Source organism: Pseudomonas sp. ICMP 3272 (assembly GCF_001466905.1).
GTDB lineage: Bacteria > Pseudomonadota > Gammaproteobacteria > Pseudomonadales > Pseudomonadaceae > Aquipseudomonas > Aquipseudomonas amygdali.
In genome coordinates, this window is record NZ_LKEK01000070.1 from 23,028 (window position 1) to 46,059 (window position 23,032).

Annotated in this window: 20 protein-coding genes and 3 tRNA genes; 4 read left to right on the forward strand and 19 right to left on the reverse strand. The window is 59.3% G+C overall.

Annotation, left to right across the window (positions count from 1 at the left end; translation table 11 throughout):
- Positions 1-3 precede the first annotated feature (3 nt).
- The 3 genes from AO068_RS19845 to AO068_RS19855 all read right to left on the reverse strand — a co-directional run bounded on the left by AO068_RS19845 (position 4) and on the right by AO068_RS19855 (position 2,632).
- Positions 4-831, reverse strand: coding sequence for a substrate-binding periplasmic protein (locus tag AO068_RS19845; RefSeq protein WP_058409240.1), 828 nt, complete (start codon positions 829-831; stop codon positions 4-6).
- Between the two features lie 121 nt (positions 832-952).
- Positions 953-1,882, reverse strand: a complete 930-nt coding sequence (locus AO068_RS19850; protein ID WP_058400456.1) for an electron transfer flavoprotein subunit alpha/FixB family protein — start codon at positions 1,880-1,882, stop codon at positions 953-955.
- The gene (locus tag AO068_RS19855) at positions 1,883-2,632 is read right to left on the reverse strand and encodes an electron transfer flavoprotein subunit beta/FixA family protein (protein ID WP_058400455.1); all 750 of its coding nucleotides are present in this window, start codon (positions 2,630-2,632) and stop codon (positions 1,883-1,885) included. It lies immediately after the preceding gene.
- A 519-nt stretch (positions 2,633-3,151) separates the two neighbouring features.
- On the opposite strand from AO068_RS19855, the gene AO068_RS19860 reads away from it, so the two are divergent.
- On the forward strand, positions 3,152-4,807 hold the full coding sequence (locus tag AO068_RS19860) for an electron transfer flavoprotein-ubiquinone oxidoreductase (protein ID WP_058409241.1): 1,656 nt from the start codon (positions 3,152-3,154) through the stop codon (positions 4,805-4,807).
- Between the two features lie 47 nt (positions 4,808-4,854).
- Here the strand turns inward: AO068_RS19860 and AO068_RS19865 are convergent, their stop codons facing one another.
- The gene (locus tag AO068_RS19865) at positions 4,855-5,748 is read right to left on the reverse strand and encodes an AraC family transcriptional regulator (RefSeq protein WP_058400453.1); all 894 of its coding nucleotides are present in this window, start codon (positions 5,746-5,748) and stop codon (positions 4,855-4,857) included.
- A 179-nt stretch (positions 5,749-5,927) separates the two neighbouring features.
- Here AO068_RS19865 and AO068_RS19870 point away from each other — a divergent pair, with 179 nt between their 5' ends.
- A complete protein-coding gene (locus AO068_RS19870) occupies positions 5,928-6,980 on the forward strand; it encodes an NAD(P)-dependent alcohol dehydrogenase (protein ID WP_031594913.1) in 1,053 nt (350 codons plus the stop codon).
- 11 nt (positions 6,981-6,991) lie between these two features.
- Here AO068_RS19870 and AO068_RS19875 read toward each other — a convergent pair whose 3' ends face one another.
- The 9 genes from AO068_RS19875 to leuC all read right to left on the reverse strand — a co-directional run bounded on the left by AO068_RS19875 (position 6,992) and on the right by leuC (position 16,933).
- Positions 6,992-7,801: an IclR family transcriptional regulator gene (locus AO068_RS19875; RefSeq protein ID WP_058409242.1), complete on the reverse strand. Its 810-nt coding sequence runs from the start codon at positions 7,799-7,801 to the stop codon at positions 6,992-6,994.
- 76 nt (positions 7,802-7,877) lie between these two features.
- The gene (locus tag AO068_RS19880) at positions 7,878-9,188 is read right to left on the reverse strand and encodes an MFS transporter (RefSeq protein ID WP_002552961.1); all 1,311 of its coding nucleotides are present in this window, start codon (positions 9,186-9,188) and stop codon (positions 7,878-7,880) included.
- A gap of 232 nt (positions 9,189-9,420) precedes the next feature.
- Positions 9,421-10,599, reverse strand: a complete 1,179-nt coding sequence (dgoD, locus tag AO068_RS19885; protein WP_255872618.1) for a galactonate dehydratase — start codon at positions 10,597-10,599, stop codon at positions 9,421-9,423.
- A gap of 23 nt (positions 10,600-10,622) precedes the next feature.
- Complete coding sequence (locus AO068_RS19890) at positions 10,623-11,258, reverse strand: 2-dehydro-3-deoxy-6-phosphogalactonate aldolase (protein WP_058409243.1); 636 nt, start codon at positions 11,256-11,258, stop codon at positions 10,623-10,625.
- A 1-nt stretch (position 11,259) separates the two neighbouring features.
- On the reverse strand, positions 11,260-12,264 hold the full coding sequence (locus tag AO068_RS19895) for a 2-dehydro-3-deoxygalactonokinase (protein ID WP_058409244.1): 1,005 nt from the start codon (positions 12,262-12,264) through the stop codon (positions 11,260-11,262).
- Positions 12,265-12,443: 179 nt separating this feature from the next.
- A complete protein-coding gene (gene asd, locus AO068_RS19900; protein ID WP_002552957.1) occupies positions 12,444-13,556 on the reverse strand; it encodes an aspartate-semialdehyde dehydrogenase in 1,113 nt (370 codons plus the stop codon).
- Positions 13,557-13,626: 70 nt separating this feature from the next.
- Positions 13,627-14,709 carry a 3-isopropylmalate dehydrogenase gene (gene leuB, locus AO068_RS19905; RefSeq protein ID WP_004658980.1) on the reverse strand — a complete coding sequence of 361 codons (1,083 nt, stop codon included), beginning with the start codon at positions 14,707-14,709 and terminating at the stop codon, positions 13,627-13,629.
- A 147-nt stretch (positions 14,710-14,856) separates the two neighbouring features.
- On the reverse strand, positions 14,857-15,498 hold the full coding sequence (gene leuD, locus AO068_RS19910; RefSeq protein ID WP_005732380.1) for a 3-isopropylmalate dehydratase small subunit: 642 nt from the start codon (positions 15,496-15,498) through the stop codon (positions 14,857-14,859).
- A gap of 10 nt (positions 15,499-15,508) precedes the next feature.
- Positions 15,509-16,933, reverse strand: coding sequence for a 3-isopropylmalate dehydratase large subunit (gene leuC / locus AO068_RS19915; protein WP_002552954.1), 1,425 nt, complete (start codon positions 16,931-16,933; stop codon positions 15,509-15,511).
- A 145-nt stretch (positions 16,934-17,078) separates the two neighbouring features.
- Between leuC and AO068_RS19920 the strand changes: the two genes are divergently transcribed.
- Both AO068_RS19920 and AO068_RS19925 read left to right on the forward strand, forming a co-directional pair.
- Entirely contained in the window at positions 17,079-17,948 is an 870-nt protein-coding gene (locus AO068_RS19920; protein ID WP_002552953.1) for a LysR family transcriptional regulator, read from the forward strand.
- Between the two features lie 70 nt (positions 17,949-18,018).
- Complete coding sequence (locus AO068_RS19925; protein ID WP_058409245.1) at positions 18,019-20,211, forward strand: putative bifunctional diguanylate cyclase/phosphodiesterase; 2,193 nt, start codon at positions 18,019-18,021, stop codon at positions 20,209-20,211.
- Positions 20,212-20,256: 45 nt separating this feature from the next.
- Here the strand turns inward: AO068_RS19925 and AO068_RS19930 are convergent, their stop codons facing one another.
- The 6 genes from AO068_RS19930 to AO068_RS19955 form a co-directional block, all read right to left on the reverse strand.
- A complete protein-coding gene (locus AO068_RS19930; RefSeq protein WP_058400450.1) occupies positions 20,257-20,700 on the reverse strand; it encodes an Hsp20 family protein in 444 nt (147 codons plus the stop codon).
- Positions 20,701-20,830: 130 nt separating this feature from the next.
- Positions 20,831-21,796, reverse strand: coding sequence for a tRNA dihydrouridine synthase (locus AO068_RS19935; RefSeq protein WP_058409246.1), 966 nt, complete (start codon positions 21,794-21,796; stop codon positions 20,831-20,833).
- Between the two features lie 29 nt (positions 21,797-21,825).
- The gene (locus AO068_RS19940; RefSeq protein WP_054076471.1) at positions 21,826-22,287 is read right to left on the reverse strand and encodes an acyl-CoA thioesterase; all 462 of its coding nucleotides are present in this window, start codon (positions 22,285-22,287) and stop codon (positions 21,826-21,828) included.
- Positions 22,288-22,705: 418 nt separating this feature from the next.
- Positions 22,706-22,781, reverse strand: a tRNA-Glu gene (locus tag AO068_RS19945).
- A 46-nt stretch (positions 22,782-22,827) separates the two neighbouring features.
- A tRNA-Ala gene (locus AO068_RS19950) sits at positions 22,828-22,903 on the reverse strand.
- Positions 22,904-22,955: 52 nt separating this feature from the next.
- A tRNA-Glu gene (locus tag AO068_RS19955) sits at positions 22,956-23,031 on the reverse strand.
- Position 23,032 lies beyond the last annotated feature (1 nt).

The window sequence follows — 23,032 nt, forward strand, 5'->3', positions numbered from 1 at the left end:
TCCCTACTTGTCTGGTGCGCTGGCGCTGGCAGGTTGCAACAGTTGGGCTTTCCACAACTCCAGGTTGTGCCTGATGACATCACCCGCAAGGCCGGAGGCGGCCGATTCTGTCATCTTTTTCGCCAGTTGTCCGCGCAACCATGGTTCGTTGCAGGCCGAATTGAACGACAACGCCAGATAAAACCCGGGCGTATCGACCGGCAAGGGTTGCGCAGCCAGGTCTGCAGAAAGACCCAGCGTCTGCACCATGACCATCCCGGCGTAACGTCCGGCAAGCACGTAATCCACCTCACCCAGCGCCAGCTTCTGAAAAGCCGGGGTCAGGCCTGGCAGGCGTGTCAGGGTCAAATGCTGCTTGGCCGCAGCCTCGAATGAAGGCGTCAATCGGGTCTTTTCCGACATGGCGCCAGGATGATCGTGCAGCTCGGCCAGGGTATTGAACGGTACGCTGTGATCGTGACGCGTCCAGACCATGATGTCGTTCTGCACAATCGGCGGATGAATGTAATCAAGCGACTCAAGCTGCGCTGCATTGAACGGCGCGTCCGCCAGCAAGTCCATGCGCCCGGTGCGCACCTCCTCAAGTGCCTGACTGCGCTTGCCGCCGTACAGGAACTCGACCTTGATACCCAGCTCACCTGCCGCCTGTGTCAGCAGATCGGCATTGGCGCCCATCAGATGACGTGGGTCCTGAGGATCACGCCACAGATAAGGCGGCGCGTCCGGACTGCCGGTCACAATCAGACGCTCGCACTTGCTGGCAGCGAATGACAGCGTAGGCAGCATGATCAGCCCGAGAAAAAGCGAAGACAGCAGCCGGGGGTGCACCATGAAAAGTCCTTTTGATACCCGATAAAAAAACCCGCTCGATCCGGGCCTATGTACCGCAAGCAACCTGCCGGCACACAACCCCCGAACGGAACGGGTTCTCTTTATAGTGGAAGCGCGTGGCTTAAACCAGCTTCTCCAGCTCGGGAATGGCTTCGAACAAATCAGCCACCAGCCCGTAATCGGCCACCTGGAAGATCGGAGCTTCCTCATCCTTGTTGATCGCAACGATCACCTTGGAGTCTTTCATGCCGGCCAGATGCTGAATGGCACCGGAAATACCGACAGCAATATACAGCTGAGGCGCAACGATCTTGCCGGTCTGGCCGACCTGCATGTCGTTGGGCACAAAACCGGCATCGACCGCAGCACGGGAAGCCCCCACTGCAGCACCGAGCTTGTCGGCCAGCGTGTACAGGTGCTTGAAGTTGTCGCCGTTCTGCATGCCACGACCGCCGGATACGACGATCTTGGCTGCCGTCAGTTCTGGACGATCGGATTTGGCCAGTTCTTCGCCGACGAAGCTGGACTTGCCCGCATCGTGAGCAGCCGAAACCGCTTCAACAGAAGCCGAACCACCCTCGGCAGCGACCGGATCGAAACCGGTGGCACGCACGGTGATGACCTTGATCGCGGCAGTGGACTGCACGGTGGCAATGGCGTTACCGGCGTAGATCGGGCGGGTGAAGGTGTCGGCCGAGACCACCGAAACGATCTCGGAGATCTGATCGACATCCAGCTGCGCGGCAACGCGCGGCAGGATGTTCTTGCCGTTGGAGGTTGCAGCAGCCAGAACGTGACTATGACCCGCAGCCAGTTCTACGACCAGTGGCGCAACGTTTTCAGGCAATTGATGTGCGTAGGCAGCGTTGTCGGCCACCAGCACTTTCGCCACGCCGGCAATTTTGGCGGCGGCGTCGGCAACGGCGCTTACGCCTGAACCGGCAACCAGCAAGTGGATGTCACCGCCGATCTTCTGCGCGGCAGCCAGGGTATTGAGCGTAGCCGGGGCTACGGTCGCATTGTCGTGTTCAGCGATAACCAGGATCGTCATTTAGATTACCTTCGCTTCGTTTTTCAGTTTCTCGACCAGTTCAGCCACCGATTTGACCTTGATGCCCGCGCTGCGTGCAGCCGGTGCTTCAACCTTGAGGGTCTTGTTGGTCGATGCCGTGGAAACGCCCAGTGCATCCGGGGTCAGCACTTCAAGCGGCTTTTTCTTGGCTTTCATGATGTTGGGCAGCGAAGCGTAGCGCGGCTCGTTCAGACGCAGGTCCGTGGTCACGATGGCTGGCAGGGTCAGGGAAACAGTTTGCAGGCCGCCGTCGATTTCACGGGTCACGGCAACCTTGTCACCGGAGACTTCAACCTTGGAGGCGAACGTACCTTGCGGGTAGCCACTCAGCGCAGCCAGCATCTGGCCGGTCTGGTTGTTGTCGCTGTCGATAGCCTGTTTGCCAAGGATCACCAGTTGTGGCTGCTCCTTGTCGACTACTGCCTTGAGCAGCTTGGCCACGGCCAGAGAGGTCAGTTCTTCGGCAGACTCGACCAGCACGGCACGGTCTGCACCCAGCGCCAGCGCAGTACGCAGTTGCTCCTGAGCAGTGGTCGGACCAATGGTGACGACCACGATTTCCGTTGCCACGCCCTTCTCTTTCAAGCGCACCGCTTCTTCAACAGCGATTTCGCAGAACGGGTTCATGGACATTTTGACGTTGGCAAGATCGACGCCGGAGTTGTCCGCCTTGACGCGAACCTTGACGTTGTAGTCGACCACTCGTTTGACAGCTACAAGAACCTTCATGGATTCCTCACTCTCCGGTGAAAAGAAGTCGCCTGGCGATGCCAGACGATCGATATGTGTCCTCAACAAGCAATCGCAATGCGTGCAGGCCGCCCGGGCGACTTTAAAAAGCCATATAAAAGCCGGGAGTCACCCGTCAAGCAGCGGCAGGGTGTGTAAAATGCGCCGTGCGACGTTGACCTGTTGCCTGCACCGCGTCCGCCTGATGCCTTTTGAGAGACTTCCTGCAACGCAGGTGCCTCGTTTCAGCCTACGGCAAACGCAAAACCGCCCGTATATTGACCGCAACGCCTTTTCCGGTCAATACGCCAAATCGGCCAGTTCCGAGTCTGGTGTCTTTGATTTATCTGGGCTGCGGGCAATTCAAACAAACGTTTGTATTGGACCCATGCAGTGGTGTAGATATAATGCGTGCCATTAAAAGACGGGTGGTGCTCAACACCTCCTGCGTCGGCCTGCAGCGACTCATAAAGCAGTGCCCATAAAAACACCGTGAGCCTTGAACGTAGGAGATAGCCTGTGGAACGCGAATACATGGAATTCGACGTCGTCATCGTCGGAGCCGGCCCTTCCGGGCTTTCTGCCGCTTGCCGCCTTAAACAGAAGGCCGCTGAAGCCGGGCAGGAAATCAGCGTCTGCGTGGTGGAAAAAGGCTCCGAAGTCGGCGCACACATCCTGTCCGGTGCCGTGTTCGAACCGCGCGCACTGAACGAGCTGTTTCCAGACTGGCAGGAATTGGGCGCTCCGCTCAATACACCGGTCAAGCGCGATGACATCTACGTCCTGCGCGACGCCGAAAAGGCGCAGAAAATTCCGGACTTTTTCGTCCCCAAGACCATGCACAACCATGGCAACTACATCATATCCCTGGGCAACCTGTGCCGCTGGCTCGCCCAGCAGGCTGAAAACCTCGGCGTGGAAATCTATCCGGGCTTTGCCGCTCAGGAAGCACTGTTCGACGAAAACGGCGTGGTACGCGGTATCGTCACCGGCGATCTGGGTGTCGACCGCGAAGGCAACCCCAAGGAAGGCCTGTACACCCCCGGCATGGAACTGCGCGCCAAGTACACGCTGTTCGCCGAAGGCTGCCGCGGTCACATCGGCAAGCAATTGCTCAAGCGCTTCAACCTCGACGACGAAGCCGATGTGCAGCATTACGCCATCGGCCTGAAGGAAATCTGGGAAGTCGACCCGGCGAAGCATGAACAGGGCCTGGTGGTGCACACCGCAGGCTGGCCACTGGACGACGCCAATCCGGGCGGCTCGTTCCTGTACCACCTGGAGAACAATCAGGTAGTGGTCGGCCTGATCGTCGACCTGTCCTACAGCAACCCGTACCTGTCGCCGTTCGACGAATTCCAGCGCTACAAGCACCACCCGGTCATAAAACAGTATCTTGAGGGCGGCAAACGCATCAGCTACGGCGCACGCGCCATTGCCAAGGGCGGCCTGAACTCACTGCCGAAGATGGTATTCCCTGGCGGCGCGTTGATCGGTTGCGACCTGGGCACCCTGAACTTCGCCAAGATCAAGGGCAGCCACACGGCAATGAAGTCCGGCATGCTCGCAGCCGAGTCGGTTGCAGATGCGCTGTTCGCCGGCAAGGAAGGCGGAGACGTGCTGACCTCCTACGTCGATGCCTTCAAGGCCAGCTGGCTGCATGCAGAGCTGTTCGCCAGCCGCAACTTCGGCGTGGCGATCCACAAATACGGCGCGATCAAGGGTGGCGCCTTCAACTTCATCGATCAGAACATCTTTGGCGGCAAGCTGCCGTTCACGCTGCACGACACCACGCCGGACTACGCCCGCCTCAAGCTGGCAGCGGACTCAAAGAAAATCGATTACCCGAAACCCGACGGCAAGCTCAGCTTCGACAAGCTCAGCTCGGTATTCCTCTCCAGCACCAACCATGAAGAGGAACAACCTTGCCACCTGAAGCTGACCGACCCGAGCATCCCGATCAGCAAGAACCTGCCGCTGTACGACGAGCCTGCCCAGCGCTATTGCCCGGCTGGCGTGTATGAAGTCATCACTAAAGAAGATGGCGAGAAGCGCTTTCAGATCAACGCGCAGAACTGCGTGCACTGCAAGACCTGCGACATCAAGGACCCTTCGCAGAACATCACATGGGTTGCACCGGAAGGCGCTGGCGGGCCGACTTATCCGAATATGTAAGGCAGCGGCAAGTTACAGGCGCTGATCTTGCCGCTTGTAGCTTGCCGTTAAACCCTGCAGCCCTCTTCTCCCGGACTGCGCTCAAAGTAACGTTTGTATTCACGGCTGAATTGCGACGCACTCTGATAGCCGACCCTGAGCGCGACCTGCGACACATTCAGCCCGTCGGCCACCAGCAGTTGCTGGGCCTTGAGCAGGCGCAGACGTTTGAGGTACTGCACCGGTGACAACAAGGTGCTGCGTTTGAAGTGCTCGTGAAAGGTCGAGGTACTCATGTTTGCGCAACTGGCCAGCGTGTCGACGTTCAGCGCGTGATCATAGTGCTCATGCAGATAGGTTACCGCCGAAGCAATACGTGCGAATTGCCCCTGCTGTTCGACCAGCGCACGCAAAACCCCTGATTGCGGTCCACGCAGCGCGCTGTACAGCACCTCACGAATCCTTGATTGCCCCATCGCCTGACACTCCAGCGGATCGTGCAGACAACGCAGCAGGCGTTCGACGCTGTCACGCATCGCAGAGTCGATGCGCACCGAGGTCATCGACTCCGGGGTCTGCATCTGGCTTTCCTGGCCGCTGGCCGGGCCCATCGCTTGCACCAACTCGCCAAGCAGCACGCGGTCGATGGCTACCGATACGCCATACAGCGGTTTGTCTGGAGTGGCAAAAGTTTCGCATTTGAACGGCACAGAAAGCGCCTGAATCAGGTAATGCCCGGTGCCGTACTCAAACGTGCGTGGCCCCAGGCAGGCGACCTTGCTGCCCTGCACGACGATCATCAGGCTCGGCTCGTAAATCTGCGGGCTGCTGGCGACATAGCCAAACGCCGAAAGCACGCGAACCTCGGGCAAATGCGTCGCTACAAAGCCGGGACGCACTGCCAGCGGCTGGATCAAGGAGACAAGCGTGGCATTGCCATCAATAACAACAGGTAACGTCATGGGAGCAGCCTGACAGAGAAACAGACAGCTGTATCATCGCAGATTTGCGCTTCATAGCCGACCCTGAAACGTCAGACCGGAGGAATAGGCATGAAACACGTAGGATTCACCATAGCCACGAAGGGCACGTATCAGGACAATTGACCGCCTCTATTCCGTAACACCTTGCGAGGTCAAACATGTACACAGCAATAGGTTATGCCGCACAGTCAGCTACCGCCCCCCTCGCCCCGATGACCTTCGAACGTCGCGCTCCGCGTGCCGACGACGTTGCCATCGAAATCCTCTACTGCGGCGTCTGCCACTCCGACATTCACCAGGCGCGCAACGAATGGGGCATCGCTGTTTACCCGCTGATGCCTGGCCATGAAATTGTCGGTCGCGTGACCGCCACTGGCGCCAACGCCAGCAAATACAAGGTCGGCGATCTGGTCGGTGTTGGCTGCATGGTCGATTCGTGCCGCGAATGTTCGGCCTGTAAATCGGATCTCGAGCAGTATTGCCTGGAAGGTCCGACCATGACCTACGCCACGCCTGACCGCGTGGACGGCAGCAACACCATGGGTGGCTACTCCAACAGCATCGTGGTCGCCGAGCATTTCGTTGTGCGCATTCCAGAGAAACTCGACCCGGCCGCTGCTGCGCCAATCCTTTGCGCAGGCATCACCACTTATTCACCGCTCAAGCACTACGGTGTGAAGGCTGGCGACAAGGTCGGTATTCTGGGCATGGGTGGTCTGGGCCACATGGGCATCAAGTTCGCCAAGGCAATGGGCGCTGAAGTGACCCTGTTCACCCGCTCCGCAGCCAAGGCTCAGGAAGCACGTCGTCAGGGTGCAGATCATGTGATCGTGTCCACCGACGCTGAACAGATGAAAGCCGCTGCCGGTCATTTCGACTTTCTGCTCGACACCATTCCGGTTCAGCATGACCTGAACCCCTACCTGGAGACGCTGCGCTTTGACGGCGTGCACATTCTGGTCGGTCTGATCGAACCGGTCGAGCCGCCAGTCCATGCAGCCCACCTGGTGATGAGCCGTCGCGTATTGGCCGGTTCGCTGATCGGTGGTATCGCTGAAACTCAGGAAGTGCTGGATTTCTGCGCCGAGAACGACATCACCTGCGACATCGAAATGCTCGATATCCGCAACATCAACGAAGCCTACGAGCGCATGCTGGCCGGTGACGTGAAATACCGCTTCGTGATCGACATGGCCACGCTGCAGGCCTGATTCACTGCGAATCAGCCGCCGAGATCGGCCGAGAGTTCCGCTGCTATCTGCTTGATCAGCGGGACCAGCTCGGCCATCTTCTCCAGCGGCATGTAGGGCACGGTACTGGCGACACTGATGCCGGCAACGATCTGTTTGCTGGCATCACGTACCGGCGCTGCAACGCAACGGATCGACGGTTCGTTGTCCTCCAGATCGAACGCATACCCTCCCTGCACGTATTCTTCCCTTCGCACCTGCAACTGCTCCCAGGTTTGCTGCTCATGAGCAGGCCATAGCGGATTCCTGCCACTGCTCGGCATGCTGGCGTCATATAAGCGCTGCCACTCCGGCAACCCGCTGTCCAGCAGCAACGCCTTGCCGATACCGGTTCGCACCAGCGGCATGCGATGCCCGACCCGTGAGCGCATTTCCGGGCCATTGCGACCAGGGTTCTTGTGCAGATAAAGCACGTCGTCACCTTCCCGCACCGCCAGATGCACCGTATCGCCCGTCAGCTCCGACAGCCGATCCAGATATGGCCGGGCGAGCATTGCCAGTGGCACTTCTTCGCGCGCCTGAAACCCCAGCTCGATCAGTTTCGGCCCAAGCAGATAACCCACTTGAGGCACCACCCGAAGGTAGCGCTCCTCGACCAGGCAACTGGCCAGACGGTGAGTGGTGCTGCGTGTGGTGCCGATCAGCCGGGCGATTTCCTTCAGGTCCCGTGCGCCACCGGCCACCGCCTGCACCACGCCAAGCCCGCGCAGCAGAGTCTGAGTCCCTGTCGGCGCCGGTTCTTTGTCGGTAATTTTTTCAGGGATGATCGAATCGTTGTGCATGACAGGCCATTTTCATAAAAGGGGCGGATCGAAAAGCTGACGGCATTATCGCCGCCAGCATCCAGATACGTCGACATCAGAGCTCGATACGCTCTACTTTGCCTACCAGCAGGATGTAAGACAGCGCGCCCAGCAATGCCAGTACCGAAATGTAAGTGATGGCCGGCGCAAACGAGTCACCCGTTGCCAGAAAGCCGATCACGATCGGCGTGGCGATGGCGGCGAGGTTGCCGATGAAGTTGAACGTGCCGCCAGTCAGGCCCAGCAAGCGCGCCGGGGCCAGGGTCGATACCAGCGACCAGGTGATCGACGCCAGACCGTTGCCGAAGAATGCCAGCGCCAGAAAGGTGATGACCAACGGGGTGGAGTCAACGAAGTTGGCACCGATGATCGAGGTCGAGATCAGCAGCCCGGCAATGATTGGCAACTTGCGCGCAAAGCCCACGCTATGCCCGCGACGGATCAGCCAGTCGGAAAAGAACCCCGAACACAGCACGCCGACAAACGCCGCAAGAAACGGCAACGACGCCAGCAGCCCGGACTTGATGAAATCCATGCCGCGGTATTTCACCAGATAGGTCGGGAACCAGGTCAGGAAGAACCATAGCGTGGAGTTCAGGCAGAACTGCCCCAGATAGATCCCCCACAGCTTGCGCTTGCTCAACACAATGCCCAGGTCCAGCCAGCTGAAACCCTGCTTCTGTTTTTCGACATCCTTCTGGATGTCTACCAGACCGCCGCCCTCTTTGATCAGGTCGATTTCCTGCTGATTGACACCTTTGAAGTCACGCGGCTCGCGATAGACCGTATACCAGATCAACGCCCACAGCACACCGACACCACCTGTAGCGACAAACACCATGTGCCAGCCATAGTGCGCCTGTAACCAGGCCAGCACCGGGGTTAGAAACGCCAGGCCGACGAACTGCCCCGAGGTATAGACGCCAATGGCGGTAGCCCGCTCGCGCTCGGGAAACCAGGTGGTCACGACACGGCTGTTGATCGGATAGGCAGGTGCTTCCAGCGCACCGACCGCCATGCGCAGTACGAACAGCGCAATAAAGCTGGCCGCAAAACCAAGCATGATGGTCGCGATGGACCACAGCAGCAGCGCCGCGGTGTAAAGGATACGCGGCGGCACACGGTCCACCAGCCAGCCACCAGGCAATTGCATGGCGGCATAGGTCCAGCCGAACGCGGAGAAGATCAGCCCGATGTGAACCGTATCAAGGCCCAGCTCGGCGGTCAGCGCAGGAGCGGCAATCGACAGGTTGCTGCGGTCCAGGTAGTTGATCACCACCGTAATGAACAGCAGCACCATGATGAAGAAACGTTTGCGGGACGGCGTCACCAGGGATGCCGCACCCTCAAGAGTTCGAGTGCGCATGGAATGTAGCCTCTTGTTGGATTTATTGAGGTCTGTGTTTCGATTGGCGAGCTCTCGTTCCCACGCTCCGCGTGGTAATGCATTTCGTGACGCTCTGCGTCACATACCTGCGCCGCACCGCGCTCTCAAAATCGTACGCAGAGCGTCCAGAACGGCATTCCCATGCAGAGCATGGGAACGATGATTACAAGTGCCGTATGCGGGAACGATGGTTACGGGGATTTACTGTGCTCTACCACTCGGCAAAACTGCCATCGGCATGGCGCCAGATCGGGTTGCGCCAGCGGTGGCCGATGGCCGCGCGTTCGATGACATATTCTTCGTTGATCTCGATGCCCAGGCCCGGCCCGTTGGGAATCTTGACCATGCCCTTGTCGTAGTCGAAGACTTCCGGGTGCTTCACGTAATCGAGCAGATCGTTGCTTTCGTTGTAGTGAATGCCCAGGCTCTGTTCCTGAATGAAGGCGTTGTAACAAACCGCGTCCAGTTGCAGGCATGCCGCCAGCGCGATAGGCCCGAGCGGACAATGCAGCGCCAGCGCGACGTCATACGCTTCGGCCATATTGGCGATCTTGCGGGTTTCAGTGATGCCACCGGCGTGGGACGCATCAGGCTGGATAATGTCGACATAACCTTCGCTCAACACGCGCTTGAAGTCCCAGCGTGAGAACAGCCGCTCACCCAGGGCAATCGGCGTGCTGGTCAGCGGTGCCAGCTCCTTCAGTGCTTCATAGTTCTCGCTGAGCACCGGCTCTTCGATGAACATCAGCTTGTAGGCGTCCAGCTCCTTCATCAGCACCTTGGCCATGGGCTTGTGAACCCGGCCATGGAAGTCCACACCGATGCCGACATTCGGCCCGACGGCATCGCGCACGGCAGCCACGTTGGCCAGCGCCAGGTCGACCTTGTCGAAGGTATCGAGAAATTGCAGCTCTTCGGTGCCGTTCATTTTCACCGCAGTAAAACCACGTCCGACCGCTTCTTTCGCAGCCCGCGCCGTGTCTGCAGGGCGGTCACCGCCGATCCACGAATAGACGCGAATCTTGTCACGCACCTGACCACCGAGCAGGTCGCTGACGGAAACGCCCAGGGCCTTGCCCTTGATGTCCCACAACGCCTGATCGATGCCTGCCAGGGCGCTCATGTGGATCGCCCCACCCCGGTAGAAGCCGCCGCGGTACAGCACCGTCCAGATGTCTTCGATGTTGCGCGGGTCCTTGCCGATCAGGTAATCGGAGAGTTCTTCCACAGCAGCGGCCACGGTGTGCGCGCGGCCTTCGACCACTGGCTCGCCCCAGCCGACAACGCCCTCGTCGGTCTCGACCTTGAGGAAGCACCAGCGCGGCGGAACGATGAACGTGGTGAGTTTGGTGATTTTCATGGGTGCGGTTTCTCTTGTTGATTCTCTTATTGGATAACGACTACCGGCGCCGGTCAGTCTGCAAGCGCTGCGCTGTGCTGCTTCCAGGCAGCCACATAGGCCTGGGCGCGCCCGGTAACGTCAGAGGTGCTCATGCCTGGCTTGAACAGCCCGGAGCCCAGGCCAAAGCCTTTCACGCCGGCATCGAGGAACACCTTCATGTTGTCCGGCGAGATCCCCCCGACCGGCAGCAGAATCGTGCCCTTGGGCAATACCGCCAGCCACGCCTTGACCACCGCGGGCGACATCTGCTCGGCAGGAAACAGCTTCAGCACATCAGCCCCTTCGGCCAGCGCGGCAAAGGCTTCGGTCGGCGTCGCCACGCCTGGTGAGAGGAACAGCCCGGCAGCCTTGGCTGCACGCAGCACCTTCGCATCGCTGTGCGGCATGACAATCACCTGGCCTCCGGCATCCTTGACCTGAGTCACCTGCTCCGGGGTCAGCACCGTTCCCGCACCGATCAGGCAATCGGCTGGCAGTTGCTGGCGCAACAAACGGATGCTGTCGAACGGCTGTGGAGAGTTGAGCGGCACTTCGATGACCCGAAACCCGGCCTCGTACAACACATCGCCAATCGCAGGCGCTTCTTCGGGACGCAGGCCGCGCAGAATTGCGACCAGACCGTTTTCCTTCAATGCTTGCTTGAGCATGTCACACCTCTTGAATGTGTTGGGACGAGCGGCGCGCGATCAGGCCGGCTTGAACGGCGACCTGCCAGAGGCCGCGCTCGGTCGCCTGCTCGGCCAATGTCACGCCGGGAAAGCCACAAACGGCCAGCCCGCGTGCATAGCGCGTGCACAGCGAATCGCTGCCGATGAGGACCACCGCAGGCAATTGTTCGTGGTTGTGCAGATGCAGCCTGGCGATGGCGCCCAGTTCATGGCCAATCAACAGGCCGGAAAGATAGTCAGGTTGCGCACTGGCAGCCAAATGCCCGGTAAGGCCGAGCGTTCGTGTGCTGAAAATCGTCGATAGCGGCCCGGCAGAGCCCGCGTCGGACAGGGCAATCGACAAGCCGCGGTCAAACGCCTGCTCGTCGAACGCATCCGAAGGCTGCATGGTGCGTCCCAGAATAGTGTGCGCGCAGAGCGCGGCGTAGACCTCGCCGGTCATGAAGGTGTCGAAGTGAACGATGCGACCCCGTTCTACCTGCACCCATTTGGAGTGGCTGCCGGGCAGACCGATCAGCAACTGCTGGCTGCCCTGCCCGTCTTCGCGCCCTGCCAGCACACCCAACACCTGGGTTTCTTCGCCACGCATGACGTTGGGCAGGGTCGAGCGCTGCAGGACGCCGGGGATGATGTGCACCGTAACGCCGCGCACGCTGCGCACCGTCTGCAGCGCTGCGCTCAGCTCATTGACGCTGGCCGGCGTTTCCCGGTAAGCCGCCTCGCGCCAGCCCTGTGCGCTGCCGACCATGCCACAGGCAATCACCGGCAGGTCCGGTTGGGCATCGAGCCAGTCGCCGCACGCCTGGTCAAAGGCCAGTTCGAAACCGTCACTGCAGAACTGCCCCGCGATCAGCCGCGGCGTGGTCGGCAACTGCATGATGCCCGCGCTCAATGCGCGCTGTTCCAGTACCTGCCCATGTTCGCCAAGTCGATAAGCACGAAGTGAGGTTGTCCCCCAATCGAGCGCGATTAATTGCGCCTGCATTGCGTCACCTGTTGTTTTTTTGGAAGTGAGTGCAGGACGACTATAAACCCGTTGTCACACTTATCTCAATATGTAAATTTCAATCCCATATATAGGGAAAAAAGACAGTCAATCAAAAGTATCAGGCATTAAAAAACCCGCCTTCCTTTCGGAAAGCGGGTTTGCTGTAAAACCGAGCCTCAACGCTCCAGCAGGATTCTCAGCATGCGGCGCAGCGGTTCTGCCGCGCCCCACAACAACTGGTCACCCACGGTGAAAGCGCCCAGGTACTGCGAACCCATGTTCAGTTTGCGCAAACGGCCCACCGGAATACTCATGGTGCCGGTCACGGCAGTCGGGCTCAGCTCGTGCATGCTGGCTTCGCGGTTGTTCGGCACCAGCTTGACCCACGGGTTGTGCTGGCTGATCAAGCCTTCGATGTCCGCAATCGGCACATCCTTGTTCAGCTTGATGGTCAGCGCCTGACTGTGGCAACGCATGGCGCCGATGCGCACGCAAATGCCGTCGACCGGGATCGGGCTCTTGAAGCGACCGAGAATCTTGTTGGTCTCGGCCTGACCTTTCCACTCTTCGCGGCTCTGGCCGTTCGGCAACGCCTTGTCGATCCACGGGATCAGGCTACCCGCCAGTGGCACGCCGAAGTTCTCGGTAGGGAACGACTCGCTGCGCATGGCTTCAGCCACCTTGCGGTCGATGTCCAGAATGGCGCTGGCCGGGTTGGCCAGATCATCGGCCACCGAGGCATGCACGGCACCCATCTGCCTGATCAGCTCACGCATGTTCTGCGCGCCGGCGCCGGAGGCCGCCTGATAGGTCATGACGTTCATCCACTCGACCAGCCCGGCGTCGAACAGACCGCCCAGGCCCATCAGCATCAGACTGACCGTGCAGTTACCGCCGATATAGTTTTTGGTGCCCGCATCCAGCTGCTGATCGATGACCTTGCGGTTCACAGGGTCAAGCACGATAACGGCGTCATCCTGCATGCGCAGACTGGAGGCGGCATCGATCCAGTAACCCTGCCAGCCGGCTTCGCGCAGCTTGGGGAACACCTCATTGGTGTAGTCGCCACCCTGACAGGTCAGCACTACGTCCAGGGTTTTCAGCTCGTCGATGCTGTAGGCGTCTTTCAGCGGCGCAACATCCTTGCCCACCGAAGGCGCCTGGCCACCGACATTGGAAGTAGTGAAGAACACCGGCTCAATGAGATCGAAGTCCTGCTCTTCCCGCATCCGCTGCATGAGCACGGAACCGACCATGCCACGCCAACCGATCAGACCTACACGTTTCATCGCAACTACACCTTGAATAAAAGTGGGACCACCGCTCTGCGCATGCACAGCAGGCGGCGGGCCAGAGAGATTACAGATTCCGCAGCGCGGCGACTACTGCATCGCCCATTTCCTGCGTACCGACTTTGACTTTGCCTTCCGACCAGATGTCGCCGGTGCGAATGCCCTGATCCAGTACCACGCTGACCGCCTTCTCGATGGCATCAGCCGCATCGGTCAGGTTGAAGCTGTAACGCAGCATCATCGACACCGACAGAATGGTCGCCAGCGGGTTGGCAATGCCTTTGCCGGCGATGTCCGGCGCCGAACCATGACAAGGCTCGTACATGCCCTTGTTGGCGGTGTCCAGCGAAGCCGAAGGCAGCATGCCGATGGAACCGGTGAGCATCGACGCCTGATCGGACAGAATGTCGCCGAACAGGTTGTCGGTCACGATTACATCGAACTGCTTGGGCGCACGAACCAGCTGCATGGCGGCGTTATCGACGTACATGTGGCTGAGTTCGACTTCAGGGTAATCCTTGGCCACCTGTTCGACGATTTCGCGCCACAGCTGGCTGGACGCCAGCACGTTGGCCTTGTCCACCGAGCAGAGCTTTTTGCCACGCACCATGGCCATGTCGAAACCGACCTTGGCGATGCGGCGGATCTCGCTTTCGCTGTAAGGCAGCGTGTCGTAGGCCTGACGCTCGCCATTATCCAGCACGCGAGTGCCGCGTGGCGCGCCGAAGTAGATGCCACCGGTCAGTTCGCGGACGATAAGGATATCCAGACCGGCAACGATTTCCGGCTTGAGGCTCGACGCATCCGCCAGTTGCGGGTAGAGGATCGCCGGACGCAGGTTGCCGAACAGGCCCAGTTGCGAACGAATTTTCAGCAGACCGCGTTCAGGACGAATGTCGCGCTCGATGGTGTCCCATTTCGGGCCGCCGACTGCGCCCAGCAGTACGGCATCGGCCGCACGGGCACGATCCAGGGTCTCGTCTGCCAGCGGCACGCCGTGTTTGTCGATGGCTGCGCCGCCGATCACGTCGTGGGTCAATTCAAAACCCAGCTGATACTTTTCGTTGGCCAGTTCCAGCACCTTGACCGCTTCGGTCATGATTTCCGGACCAATACCATCACCTGGGAGAATCAGAATCTGCTTGCTCATAACATCCTCGATTTTGTGCATCGGCGTCGTGAACAACGCCTGTTTATAACGCTCGCAGCGGCGAAAAATTTATCACCTGTCTTAAACACTTTTGCCAGCAAGGCGCAGAGCCCCTTGCTGGCAAACAGACAGGTTGCGATGAATCAATCAGTCGCGGAACAGCCACGGCTGGCTGGCGCGGTGCCGGCTTTCGAAACTGGCAATGGCGTCAGCGTCCATCAGCGTCAGGCCGATGTCGTCCAGGCCATTGAGCAGACAGTGTTTGCGGAACGCATCGATTTCAAAGCTCAGCACCTTGCCGTCGGGGCGGGTCACGGTCTGTGCCTGCAGATCGATGCTCAACTGGTAGCCGGGGCTGGCCTCGACCTGCTTGAACAGCTCGTCGACCTCGGCTTCAGACAGAATGATCGGCAGCAGGCCGTTCTTGAAGCTGTTGTTGAAGAAGATGTCGGCATAACTCGGCGCAATAATCGCGCAGAAACCATACTCTTCCAGGGCCCACGGCGCGTGCTCGCGGCTGGAGCCACAACCGAAGTTTTCCCGGGCCAGCAGCACGCTTGCACCCTGATAACGCTCGTGGTTGAGCACGAAGTCATGGTTCAGCGGACGCTTGGAGTTGTCCTGATACGGCTGCCCCACATCCAGATAACGCCACTCATCGAACAGGTTCGGGCCAAAACCCGTGCGCTTGATCGACTTGAGAAACTGCTTGGGGATGATCTGGTCGGTGTCGACATTGGCACGATCCAGAGGAGCGACCAGGCCATTGTGCTGGGTAAAGGCTTTCATGCTGGATTCCTCAGAGCTGGATCAAGTCGCGAACGTCAATGAAACGGCCATTGACCGCCGCCGCGGCAGCCATCGCAGGGCTTACCAGATGCGTGCGGCCGCCAGCGCCCTGACGGCCTTCGAAGTTGCGGTTGGACGTGGATGCGCAATGCTCGCCGGAACCCAGGCGGTCCGGGTTCATCGCCAGGCACATCGAGCAGCCCGGCTCACGCCATTCAAAACCGGCTTCGATGAACACCTTGTCCAGCCCTTCCTTCTCGGCCTGTTCCTTGATCAGGCCCGAACCCGGCACCACGATGGCCTGCTTGATGGTCGCGGCCACCTTGCGGCCCTTGGCGACGTCGGCAGCCGCGCGCAGGTCTTCGATCCGCGAGTTGGTGCAGGAACCGATGAACACCCGGTCCAGCTGGATATCGGTGATCGGCTGATTGGCTTTCAGGCCCATGTACTTCAAGGCGCGCTCGATGGAGCCACGCTTGACCAGATCCGGCTCTTGCGCAGGGTCCGGCACGTTCTGATCGACGGCAAGCACCATTTCCGGCGAAGTGCCCCAGCTGACCTGTGGCTTGATCTGCGCGGCGTCCAGCCTGACCACGGTGTCGAATACAGCGTCAGCGTCGGAAACCAGATCCTTCCAGGCCTCGACTGCCAGGTCCCATTCCGCACCTTTAGGGGCAAACGGACGACCCTTGACGTACTCGACGGTCTTCTCGTCGGTGGCAACCATGCCGACCCGGGCACCGGCTTCGATGGACATGTTGCAGATAGTCATGCGGCCTTCGATCGACAGGTCGCGAATCGCGCTGCCGGCGAACTCGATGGCGTAACCGTTACCGCCTGCCGTACCGATCTTGCCGATAACGGCCAGCACGATGTCTTTTGCTGTCACGCCGAACGGCAGTTGCCCTTCGACCGAGACCAGCATGTTTTTCATTTTCTTGGCAACCAGGCACTGAGTCGCGAGCACGTGCTCGACCTCGGAAGTGCCGATACCGTGCGCCAGCGCACCAAATGCGCCGTGGGTCGAGGTGTGCGAGTCACCGCAGACCACGCTCATGCCTGGCAGGGTTGCGCCCTGCTCCGGGCCGATCACGTGAACGATGCCCTGACGCGGGTCGTTCATCTTGAATTCGGTAATTCCGTACTCGTCGCAGTTGTCATCGAGGGTCTGCACCTGCAGCCGCGACACCTGATCTTCAATGGCGTCGATACCCCCCTTGCGTTCCGATGTGGTCGGCACGTTATGGTCAGGCGTGGCGATGATCGAGTCGATCCGCCATGGCTTGCGCTTTGCCAGCCGCAGGCCTTCGAACGCTTGCGGCGAGGTCACTTCGTGGATGATATGGCGGTCAATGTAGATCAGCGCCGAACCGTCGTCGCGCTGCTTGACCAAATGCGAATCCCAGAGCTTGTCGTAGAGCGTTTTCCCGGCCATCGGACGTACTTCCTCATCAGCTTGTTTCTATGCCTTGGGCAATCGTGACGATGACCCTTTGGCTTGTGCGGTCATCCTATGGAATATGCTTAAATAACTCAAATTCATAATTTTCATACTTTGGATAACCAAATGGAATCCGACCATGGATCTCGCCAACCTTAATGCTTTTATTGCCATCGCCGAGACCGGTAGCTTTTCCGGGGCAGGCGAACGCCTCTACCTGACTCAACCGGCCATCAGCAAGCGCATTGCCGGTCTGGAGCAACAATTGAATGTGCGCCTGTTCGACCGCCTGGGTCGGGAAGTCAGCCTCACCGAGGCCGGGCGCGCCCTGCTGCCGCGTGCCTATCAGATTCTCAACGTGCTGGATGACACTCGCCGCGCGCTGACCAACCTGACCGGCGAAGTCACCGGACGGCTGACTCTGGCGACCAGTCATCACATCGGTCTGCATCGCCTGCCCCCGGTATTACGGGCATTTACCCGTACCTATCCAAAGGTCGCACTGGACATTCAGTTCCTGGACTCGGAAATTGCCTATGAGGAAATTCTTCACGGGCGCGCCGAACTGGCAGTCATTACACTCGCACCCGAACCGCATACGCTGATCCGCGCCGTGCCCGTGTGGGACGACCCGCTGGACTTCGTCGCGGCACCGGAACATCCGCTGGCCAACAGCGGCCCCATGAAACTGGAGGATGTCGTGCGCTATCCGGCAGTATTTCCGGGCGGTAACACGTTTACCCATCACATTGTCAGCGGCTTGTGCGAAGCCCAGGGCCTCAAGCCCAACATCGCGATGAGTACCAATTATATGGAGACCATCAAGATGATGGTGTCCATCGGCCTTGCCTGGAGCGTTCTGCCACGCACCATGCTTGACGAACAAGTGGCGCGCATTCCATTACCGGGCGTGCAACTCAATCGCCAGCTAGGCTACATCCTGCATACCGAACGCACGCTATCGAATGCAGCAAGAGCATTCATGAAACTGCTCGATGCGCAGACATAGTGGGTAGACCATGCTGCAAACCGCAGACTGATCGCTCTATCGGTTCTTTCGATTAAAGGCTCGTGATCACATGTCCAACCCACCGGATAACTCCGTGCTGAAAGTCCCTGCACAGGCAGCCGCCCCCAGTCTGCCGCCGACAGGCGCGGAGCGCGTCCTCCAGCAAACCCGGGACCGTCTGGAACTGGCGCTGGAACTGGCGCAGATGGGCACCTGGGATCTGGACATCACCGGCAACCGGCTGCAAGCCTCGGCCCGTGCGTCTGCGCTGCACGGCATGGCGGCACTGCCCTTCGACGAGGATGGCCGGCAGTTCTTCGGCAGCCTGCCCGCTGAAGAGCGCCGGCGCATGCGCGCAGTTTATGCTGCAGCACTGGAAAACCAGCAGGACTGCCTCCAGGTGACCTACCGGTTTCAATTGCAAAACGGCACATCGCGACTGCTTGAAAGCCGTGCACGAATCTATCGCAATGAACATGGCCAGGCCGTGAAGCTGTCCGGAACCGTGCTGGACATCACTCAACAGTGCGTCCAGTCGGCGCTGGAGGCCAGCGAGGAGAAGTTTGCCAAGGCATTTCACTCAAGCCCGGACTCGATCACCATCACTGAAATCGAGTCAGGCCGCTATGTAGAGGTCAATGACGGCTTCTGTCGCCTGACCGGCTTCAGCGCCCAGGAAGTCGTGGGGCGCACCGCCCACGAAATCGGTATCTGGTCCGACACCGTGCAGCGCGAATACATGATTGACGAGCTACGCCAGAAAGGCCGCGTGCATCATCGCGAAATGAATGGCCAGGACAAGCACGGCGCGCCTCTGGTGCTGGACATCTCGGTCGAGTTCATCACCCTGAACAATACCGCCTGCCTGCTGATGAACGCCCGAGACATCGGCCAGCTGAAAACCGCCCAGGCACAGGTTCAGCATCTGGCTTATCACGACCCGCTCACCGGGCTGCCCAACCGCGCGCTGCTGATGGACCGCCTCAGCCAGCAAGTCTCGCTGCTCCAGCACCAGAATTTGCGCGGTGCCCTACTGTTTCTCGACCTGGACCATTTCAAGCACATCAATGACTCACTCGGCCACCCGGTGGGCGACAGCGTGCTGAGCATCATCGCCGCGCGCCTGGAGGCCAGCGTACGCCAGGAGGACACCGTGGCACGCCTGGGCGGTGACGAGTTCGTGGTGCTGATCTGCGGGCTGGACGGCACCCGCGATGAAGTCACTCAGCAGGTCCGCGTGCTCGCCGACAACCTTCGCGAGCTGCTGGCCGAGCCGATGTTCCTCGACGGTCATCGCCTGCAGGTCACGCCGAGCATCGGCATCGTTCTGATTCCGGACGATGGCCTGGCCCCTGCCGATTTGCTCAAACGGGCCGATATTGCGCTGTATCGCGCCAAGGATTCCGGACGCAATGCGTCACAGTTTTTCCATGTGTCCATGCAGCAGGCCGTCAGCCAGCGCCTGCGTCTTGAAAACGACTTGCGACTGGCGCTGACCCGCAACGAATTCCAGCTGCACTTCCAGGCCCAGATCGATTGCCGGGACCAGTACATCACCGGCGCAGAGGCGCTGCTGCGCTGGGACCACCCCGAATACGGGTTGCTGTCGCCTGATCAGTTTGTCCAGATACTTGAAGAAAGCGGGATGATTCTGGAGGTCGGCAGCCACATTCTGGACGAAGCCTGCAAAACCGGCGGCCTGCTTTTAAAGCAGGGGCTGATCTCGAAAAACAAATTCCTGATGGGCGTCAATATCAGCCCGCGTCAGTTCCGCCAGAACGATTTTATCGAGCGTGTGCAACACAGCCTCAAGTTGCACCAGTTGCCTGCCTCCATGCTCAAGCTGGAAATCACCGAGGGCATTGTCATCCAGAACCTTGATGACACCATCCTAAAAATGCGCAGCCTGAAGGAATTGGGCGTGAGCTTTGCGATGGACGACTTCGGCACCGGCTATTCCTCACTGACTTACCTCAAGCGCTTACCGGTGGATACGCTGAAGATTGACCAGTCTTTCGTTCAGGACGCCACCAGCGACCCCAACGATGCAGAAATCATTCGCGCCATCGTGGCCATGGCCCAGAGCCTCAACCTTAACGTCATCGCTGAAGGCGTCGAAACGCCGGAGCAACTGGCGTTCCTGGAAAGAGTGGGCTGTTACAACTATCAAGGCTACCTGTTCAGCGAACCGCTGCCTGGGCCGCAGTTCGAGAACCTGCTGCAGCTCAAGCGGCAGTTACAGGAAAGTGCGTCTCTGGAGTGAAGACAGAAAAGGCGCCCGAAGGCGCCTCTTCTATAGAACAACTGATTAACTGCCCAGTACTTTCTGGGTATTGAGCGGAATGCGCTTTGGTTTTGCCTCTTCCGGCACGTTGCGCACCAGGTCGATGCTCAACAGGCCATGAGACAGGTCGGCACCCTTGACCTCGATATTGTCGGCCAGCCTGAACGACAGCTTGAATTCACGCCGGGCAATACCCTGATGCAGATAGGTCACGTTGTCGGCTTCCTGCTCGCGCTTGTTGCCGATCACGGTCAATACGCCCTTCTCGACTTGTAGTTCAAGGTCCTGCTCTTGCATGCCTGCTGCAGCAATCACGATCCGGTAATGATCATCGGTATGCCGCTCCACGTTGTAGGGAGGGTAACCGCTGGCTGTCTCATTTCGTGCCGCCGACTCGAAAAGGTCGTTGAAGCGGTCGAAACCCACGGAATGACGAAAGAGTGGGGCCAGTGAAAATGCAGTCGCCATGATAAGTTCTCCTGTTTGTCAGCGAGTGGTTTACGCGACCCGTATTCGGCATCGCTTGATCACCAAAATAGGGATACCCATTCACTTTTCAAGAGACTTTTTTCAGGTTTTTTTCGACCGTTCGTCGGGGTTAGCTTTGGGGTAAGCCGCTGGGCAGGCAGCCCAACATTACACCGATTCGATCACAGTCGGTTTCGCGGCGTAGCGCATTGAACATCAGGGTCGCCTCAGGGTAGCTCTTGGTCAGCAACACCAACCATTGCTTGAGACGACCCGGTGCCTGAATGAGCGTCATCTTGATCAAACAGGCCTGCCAGAAAGCGCGCAGCATCGGCTGCAACTCGTCCCAGGTCATCGGCACGACCTCCTCCCCCCTCTGTGCCGCAGCAATCTGCCGGGCCAGATCAGGGCGCGCCACCAAGCCGCGACCAATCATGATGTCGCGTGCGCCGCATATTTCCCGGCAACGACGCCAATCGTCAACGGTCCAGATTTCACCGTTGGCCACCACTGGGACCTTGACCACTTCCTGAATGCGCGCAATCCACTCCCAGTGCGCGGGCGGCTTGTAGCCGTCGACCTTGGTGCGTGCGTGAACGACTATTTGCTCTGCCCCACCATCGGCCAGTGCCCGGGCGCAGTCCAGCGCGCCATCGGTGTTTTCGTAACCCAGACGCATCTTGGCTGTTACAGGAATATGTTTGGGCACGGCACGGCGTACCTGGCTGACGATGGAATGCAGCAGTTCCGGCTCTTTGAGCAGAATTGCGCCGCCACGCGAGCGGTTGACGGTCTTGGCCGGGCAGCCGAAGTTGAGGTCCAGTACCGGTGCGCCCAACTCACAGGCGAACGCGGCGTTCTCGGCCAGACACACTGGGTCGGAGCCCAACAGCTGGAGCCGCAAAGGCGTGCCTGCGTCGGTCTTCGCGCCTTTGTGGAATTCCGAAGCGTATTTGTAAAAGTAGTGTGCAGGCATCAAACGCTCGGACACCCGAATGAATTCGGTCACGCACCAATCGATACCACCTACTTTCGTCAGGGCATCGCGCAGGATGTCGTCGACCAACCCCTCCATGGGCGCCAGAGCAATTTGCATGGGTCACACTCGAAAAAAAGTCCGGCAGTTTACTGCCCGGCGTGCGGATTGGGAACGGTGCCGTCAGGGATGGCTGCGCCGTAGCCGTCAATGAACTCGGCAGGCATGCGCTTGGGCCGACCGCTGGACAGCTCGATACAGACAAAGGTGGTTTGCGCGCGCAGCAACGTCAGGTTGTCGGCGGGCCGCTTGAGCTGAAAGCAACGGGTCATTTTCAGGCGGCGATCCCAATCGACGATCCAGGTCGCGAGTTGCAGTTCATCGTTCTCATAGGCACTGGCCAGGTAGTCGATCTCGTGCCTGACCACCGCCATGGCCCGGTCCAGACGCCGGTACTCGGTCAGGTCCAGGCCCAGATACTGCGAATGCCGCCAGGCGCAGCGCTCCAGCCAGGAGACGTACACGGCATTATTGGCATGCCCCAGCCCGTCGATGTCTTCAGCGCCGACATTCAGATCAATGACGAAAGGCGTTGCCCGATCCCAGACCATGCGTGCTCCTGCTTGAGTGAATTTGGTGTGCGGAGAGTGTAGCGGTTCATTAACCTCGTTCACACGACGGTCTGCAATGCCCGTAATGTTGACTATCGTGCCGATGCTCCGCGTCGGCATGCAGTTCTGGACGCTCTGCGTCCTCTTTGTGGCGCTACGCGTCACACTTGGGGTTCTGCGAGTGCCATCGTGGCGAAAAAAGCGTTTTTATGTGCAGTAACTTCGGCGAGGCATGATGCAGTACAGACGTGACGCCTTGCGTCATCTGATGCAGGCCACCGAAGCATTGGCGCGAGGGTCAGTTGGATTTGTGTATGGAAACAGCAAGAATCTGAAAGGAAGGATTTTTCAAACCCTGAAAAAACAAAAGGGCCATTCAATAATCGAATGACCCTTGGTCCCGCAGAGCGGGAAATCGTGGCGTCCCCTAGGGGACTCGAACCCCTGTTACCGCCGTGAAAGGGCGGTGTCCTAGGCCACTAGACGAAGGGGACGCAAAACCTTCAGTCAGACTCATCGAACGATGAACCCTGGCAAATTTGGTGGAGCTTAGCGGGATCGAACCGCTGACCTCCTGCATGCCATGCAGGCGCTCTCCCAGCTGAGCTAAAGCCCCGGATTTATCGCCTCGCGGCGGAGATCAACGTTGAAGTATCACTCGATGAAACTGGCGTCCCCTAGGGGACTCGAACCCCTGTTACCGCCGTGAAAGGGCGGTGTCCTAGGCCACTAGACGAAGGGGACA